Source organism: Pseudomonadota bacterium (assembly GCA_030859565.1).
Taxonomy (GTDB): Bacteria; Pseudomonadota; Gammaproteobacteria; order JACCXJ01; family JACCXJ01; genus USCg-Taylor.
This window is the reverse complement of record JALZJW010000202.1, coordinates 1-4,965: the sequence shown is the minus strand read 5'-3', so window position 1 is coordinate 4,965 and position 4,965 is coordinate 1. Positions and strand designations below refer to the sequence as shown.

Here is a 4,965-nt window from a genome sequence, read left to right as displayed (position 1 = left end):
ACGAACAGATGATCCGTGCTTACGTAAAGAATCAGGACGATCTCGATCGCCAAGAAGATCTGTTTAACCAATAGCCCCTTTTAGGGGCTTACCTCAAGCCACCTGCTCTGCAGGTGGTAGGGTGACTCACAATCTCTGAGGAGCTCTTAAGAACGATCAGTATTTCAGTCGTGTCCGGGGTAAAATCCCACGTGAGCAGTAAACCAGGTCAGCTTTTCTGCAACACGTCGCGGACAGCGAGAAAAGCGCGATGAACAACGCTATCTTGCTCATCGAGCGGGGTTTTTTATTGCCGATGTCACGTCAAGCGCGGATTTTTGTCCACTCAATCTTGTTGACGCGGCGAGTTAACTCGCTAGAATGATGCCTTTGTGCACTGCGGCAATTGTTGACCCGAATGCGACCCGCCATACGTCCGACGCGACCGTTTTTCTCTTCGGGGCCTTGCGCCAAACGGCCCGGTTGGAGCCCCGAGGTGCTAGCGGACGCCGCTATCGGCCGTTCACACCGATCCCGCGCGGGCAAGGCTAAGCTTACGGAACTCTTGGAGCGCACACGTTCGCTCTTGCGATTGCCGGACAGTTACCGCATCGGCCTCGTCCCAGCTTCGGATACGGGGGCCGTGGAAGCGGCGTTGTGGTCGCTGCTCGGGGCGCGGGGCGTGGATTGTCTCGCCTGGGATGGCTTCGGACGGAGTTGGCAGCGGGAAATAGTCGACGAGTTGCGGATCCAGGACGTTCGCTGTCTGAGCGCCGATTATGGTGCATTGCCCGATCTCACCCAGGTCGACTTCGACCGTGACGTCGTGTTCGTCTGGAACGGCACGACCTCGGGAGTCAAGCTGCCCGATGGCGATTGGATCGCCGATGCGCGCGCCGGGCTCACCGTCTGCGACGCCACCTCGGCCGTATTCTCGGTCGATCTCCCCTGGCCCAAGCTCGATGTGACTACGTTCTCCTGGCAGAAGGTGCTCGGCGGCGAGGCCCAGCACGGCATGATCGTGCTGAGCCCGCGGGCGGTCTGCAGGCTGGAGGAATACACACCTCCATGGCCCATCCCGAAGGTGTTGAGCCTCAAGAGCAAAGGCCGGGTTAATGAGGATATTTTTAGCGGCGGCGCGACCAACACGCCCTCGCTGCTCTGCGTGGAAGACTATCTCGACGCGTTGCGCTGGGCTGAAATGGCCGGGGGCCAGCCTGCGTTGATGCAACGTTGCTCCCAAAACTTCGCCGCGCTCGCCGCGTGGGTGGAACGGACCCCGTGGATCGACTTTCTGGCCACGCTACCCGCCACGCGCTCGACGACCTCCGTATGCCTGAAGATCACGGCCCCGTGGTTCACCGAGCAGCCGGCGCCGAAGCGTTGGGAGCTTGTACATAATCTTTGCAGCTTGCTGGAGGCCGAGGGTGTCGCCTTCGACATCGCCGCCTACCGGGACGCGCCCCCGGGTCTTCGCATCTGGTGCGGGGCCACGGTGGAACGCACGGACCTCGTGGCCGTGCTCCCGTGGTTGGAATGGGGGTATCGAGTGCTGCAGACGACCGCGATCGAGATCAAAAAATGACGCGTGTGCTCGTCGCCGAAGCGATCGCGCCGGACGGCATCGCTTACCTCTCGTCGCGTCCCGGGATCGAAGTGGATGCTTCCAGCGGATCGGATTATGCCGATCTCTCCGCACGGCTCCAAAGTTGCGATGCCTTGATTGTGCGTAGCGCGACGCGCGTGACCGAGTCGCTCTTGGCCGGAGCGCCGCGGCTCAAGGTCATCGGCCGCGCGGGAATCGGAGTAGACAATATCGATGTCGACGCGGCCACCGAGCGCGGGATTGTAGTGTTAAACACCCCCGATGCCAACGCCACGACCACGGCCGAGCTGACGGTCGCGCATCTCTTGTCGCTCAGCCGCCATCTCCCGCAAGCCGATCGATCCGTGCGCGCCACGGAGTGGAAACGAACCCAATTCATGGGCACGGAGGTCGCCGGCAAGACCATAGGGATCATCGGCTTCGGCGCCATAGGGCGGGTGGTAGCCTCACGCTGTCTCGGGCTCAAGATGCGCGTCATCGCTTACGATCCCTTGGTGACGCACGAGGTGATGCTGCACGAAGGCGTCGAAGCGATCGCGCTCCAAGAACTGCTCGCACAGTCCGACTATGTGAGCCTCCATTGTCCCCTCAACGACAAGACCCGCGGTCTCATCAACGCCGAGCGCTTGGCGCGCATGCGGATCGGGGCGCGGCTCATCAATTGCGCTCGCGGCGGCCTGGTTGACGAGGCGGCGCTGCTCGAGGCTTTGGACAAAGGGACGCTCGCCGGCGCCGCGTTGGACGTCTTTGAACAAGAACCCCCGCTCGGATCGCCTCTCATCGAACATCCCAAAATCGTGCTGACACCACACCTCGGCGCCTCCACGGCCGAGGCTCAAATCGCCGCGGGTCTTGCCATTGCCAAGCAAGTCGCGCAGTTTCTGGAAACCGGAGAAGCGATCAACGCGGTCAACCTGCCCCGGATCCCGGCCGAGGATCTCAAGCGCTTGTCCCCTTATCTCGCGCTGGCACGCCGCCTCGGGAGGGTGCTGGCGGTTTTAACCTCGCAGCCCGTGACCCGGGTCGAGGTAACATTAAGGGGGCGCGCGGCCGAGCTCGATTCACGGCCGCTTTCAAGCGAGCTTCTGGTCGGTCTACTGGAAAGCGAGCTCTCGATCCCGGTGAATCGCGTAAACGCGCGTCATCTCGCGCACCGCCAAGGGATCTCGCTAGTCGAAAGCCGCTCCGAGGAGACCGAGGAATATGTGTCGCTTATCACCGCGGCGGGAATCTACGACGGCGGATCGACCTCGGTCGCGGGCACGTTGATTGGTGACAGACCCCCGCGTCTGGTCCGCATCGACGACTACGAAGTGGAAACCGTGCTCGAGGGGACCTTATTGATCACGCGCCACGAGGATCGTCCGGGCGTGATCGGGGCCTTGGGTACCTTGCTCGGCCAGGATAATATCAACATCTCGCGGATGCAGGTCGGCATCGCTCAGGGTCCCGAGGCAATCGCGGTGATCGGGATCTCGCGGCCGTTACCGCAAGCGACGCGCGATCGAATCGCGCAACTCCTGGCCATCCACCAGGTATATCAAGTGAGCTTGTGATCCGCCCGGCGGTATGGCGGCGCGCGCTGGGTTCGAGGTCATTTTCTTCGATTGCGACAGCACCTTGAGCACGCTCGAGGGCATTGATGCGCTCGCGGTGCGCGCGGGCCGGGAGCATGAGATCAGCGCGCTCACGCGCGCGGCCATGGACGGGGAACAAACCCTCGAGTCGATCTACGGCCGGCGCCTCGAGACGCTCCGGCCGGACCGCCAGGCGGTAGCCTGGTTAGGAAATCAGTATGTGGCCGCAAAAGTGCCGGGAGCGAGTGCGGTGGTAGGCACATTGATCTCGCTCGGCAAAGAGGTGCATATCGTCAGCGGCGGGATCCGCCAGGCGGTCGTGCCGCTCGCCGCCGTCCTCTCCATCCCTCTCGCGCGCGTGCATGCCGTGAAGGTGTTTCATGATGCCGCCGGTAACTACACCGGTTATGACGCATCCTCGCCCCTGACGCGCTCCGGGGGCAAGGGCGCCGTTTGTCACCGCGTGGCAAAAAACCGCCGGGCGGCGATCGTCGGGGATGGGATCACGGATCTTGACCCCGCCGCCTACGGTATCTTCACCGTCGGTTTCGGGGGGGTAGTCCGGCGCGAAGCGGTGCAGCGCCGCGCCGATGCTTACGTCGCCGATCGCGCCTTGACCGGGGTGCTGGAGTTTCTCCTCACCCGCGAAGAATTTCGGCGGCTGCCGGCAGCGTGACTAAAAATGATAGCTCAATCGCACTAAATGGAAATTAATGCCGGGGTTAGAATCGCCGATCCCGAGGTTCGATAGATGCTGATACCGGTACCCGATCCCGTATCGGCCCTCGTGCCCGAAGCGTATGCCGGCCCCCCCATGTGATCCGAAGGCGAATTCCGTATCGAAGTCCTTGTCCTCTAGCTCGGCATCCGTCATGCCGTGGACGCCCACGGCCGCTTCTAAATAAGGCATCACACCGTAGATCGGCGATTGTGTCTGCCAGCGGAACACCGGGGTCAAGCCGAACTCGCCCAAGGAATCGTTACCGGTACGGCCATCGTCCCCGTCCCAGTAACTGGCGTTTAGCTCCCAGTACCCTCCGAGATGCCAGTCCCCGCGCCGCAGCCATTGCACCCTCCAATCCCATTGTAAGGCGATCCCGTAGCGGTTAATTCCGCGACTACCGCTGCCACCGCTGCCGCCTTCGACTGCGACGGCATCGAATGCGTACACAAGCTGAGGGCTGAGACAGGCCAACGCCAAGCCGACAAAGACCGCGAATTTTCGCGGGCGCATAGGGTTTCTCCTCGTTCTTTTCCGAGATCCTAAGCTATCTGTAGGCGTGGGTACATTGAAAACCTGTGGCGCAGCGATTGCACCTACGGGTCATACGCCAACTCGCTGTCGGGATCTTGTCAGAAGCTAAGGACAGCTCGCTAGTACCCTCGGCGTACCGGCGCTGCCCGAGGGGAATCGAGATGGCTCCAAAAACGTGTGGATCCTTAAAGCGGTCCCGAGATGCGGATCCGCGCCCGTTGTGCATGCTGTGCCTGATCCTGCTGATAAGCTGTAGCGCCAAGACCAACGCCGAGCCTCTCGATACGGGTACGGGATCGGCTTTTTCGTCCAGAGAGAATTCAGACGCCGCGGAGGATGGTGTGCTCGCGCTATTGCCGGGTTTCGTGAAAGAGTTCTTGCGCGATGGGATCAACTACCGATTGAACCGCTATCAGAGCTTGAAGTCACCCTACCACCTGCAGAGCAGGTGGCTTGAGGTAAGCCCCTAAAAGGGGCTATTGGTTAAACAGATCTTCTTGGCGATCGAGATCGTCCTGATTCTTTACGTAAGCACGGATCATCTGTTC

The 4,965-nt window shown here is 61.5% G+C and carries 5 protein-coding genes; 4 read left to right on the top strand and 1 reads right to left on the bottom strand.

The window, feature by feature from the left end; all coding sequences use genetic code 11:
* The first annotated feature begins 397 nt into the window (after positions 1-397).
* The 3 genes from M3436_19205 to M3436_19195 are packed head-to-tail and all read left to right on the top strand — an operon-like array spanning position 398 to position 3,838.
* Positions 398-1,564 carry a phosphoserine transaminase gene (locus M3436_19205; GenBank protein MDQ3566117.1) on the top strand — a complete coding sequence of 389 codons (1,167 nt, stop codon included), beginning with the start codon at positions 398-400 and terminating at the stop codon, positions 1,562-1,564.
* The gene (serA, locus tag M3436_19200; GenBank protein ID MDQ3566116.1) at positions 1,561-3,141 is read left to right on the top strand and encodes a phosphoglycerate dehydrogenase; all 1,581 of its coding nucleotides are present in this window, start codon (positions 1,561-1,563) and stop codon (positions 3,139-3,141) included. The genes M3436_19205 and serA overlap by 4 nt, the downstream gene beginning before the upstream one ends.
* 13 nt (positions 3,142-3,154) lie before the next feature.
* A complete protein-coding gene (locus M3436_19195; protein ID MDQ3566115.1) occupies positions 3,155-3,838 on the top strand; it encodes an HAD-IB family phosphatase in 684 nt (227 codons plus the stop codon).
* Here M3436_19195 and M3436_19190 read toward each other — a convergent pair whose 3' ends face one another.
* Positions 3,839-4,396, bottom strand: a complete 558-nt coding sequence (locus M3436_19190; GenBank protein ID MDQ3566114.1) for an acyloxyacyl hydrolase — start codon at positions 4,394-4,396, stop codon at positions 3,839-3,841. It lies immediately after the preceding gene.
* A 245-nt stretch (positions 4,397-4,641) separates the two neighbouring features.
* Between M3436_19190 and M3436_19185 the strand changes: the two genes are divergently transcribed.
* Positions 4,642-4,887 carry a hypothetical protein gene (locus M3436_19185; GenBank protein ID MDQ3566113.1) on the top strand — a complete coding sequence of 82 codons (246 nt, stop codon included), beginning with the start codon at positions 4,642-4,644 and terminating at the stop codon, positions 4,885-4,887.
* Positions 4,888-4,965: the final 78 nt, after the last annotated feature.

Coding starts and splice junctions, on each gene's coding strand:
- serA (MDQ3566116.1), top strand. CDS start 1,561: ATGACGCGTGTGCTCGTCGCCGAAGCGATCGCGCCGGACGGCATCGCT.
- M3436_19190 (MDQ3566114.1), bottom strand. CDS start 4,396: ATGCGCCCGCGAAAATTCGCGGTCTTTGTCGGCTTGGCGTTGGCCTGT.
- M3436_19205 (MDQ3566117.1), top strand. CDS start 398: ATGCGACCCGCCATACGTCCGACGCGACCGTTTTTCTCTTCGGGGCCT.
- M3436_19195 (MDQ3566115.1), top strand. CDS start 3,155: ATGGCGGCGCGCGCTGGGTTCGAGGTCATTTTCTTCGATTGCGACAGC.
- M3436_19185 (MDQ3566113.1), top strand. CDS start 4,642: ATGCTGTGCCTGATCCTGCTGATAAGCTGTAGCGCCAAGACCAACGCC.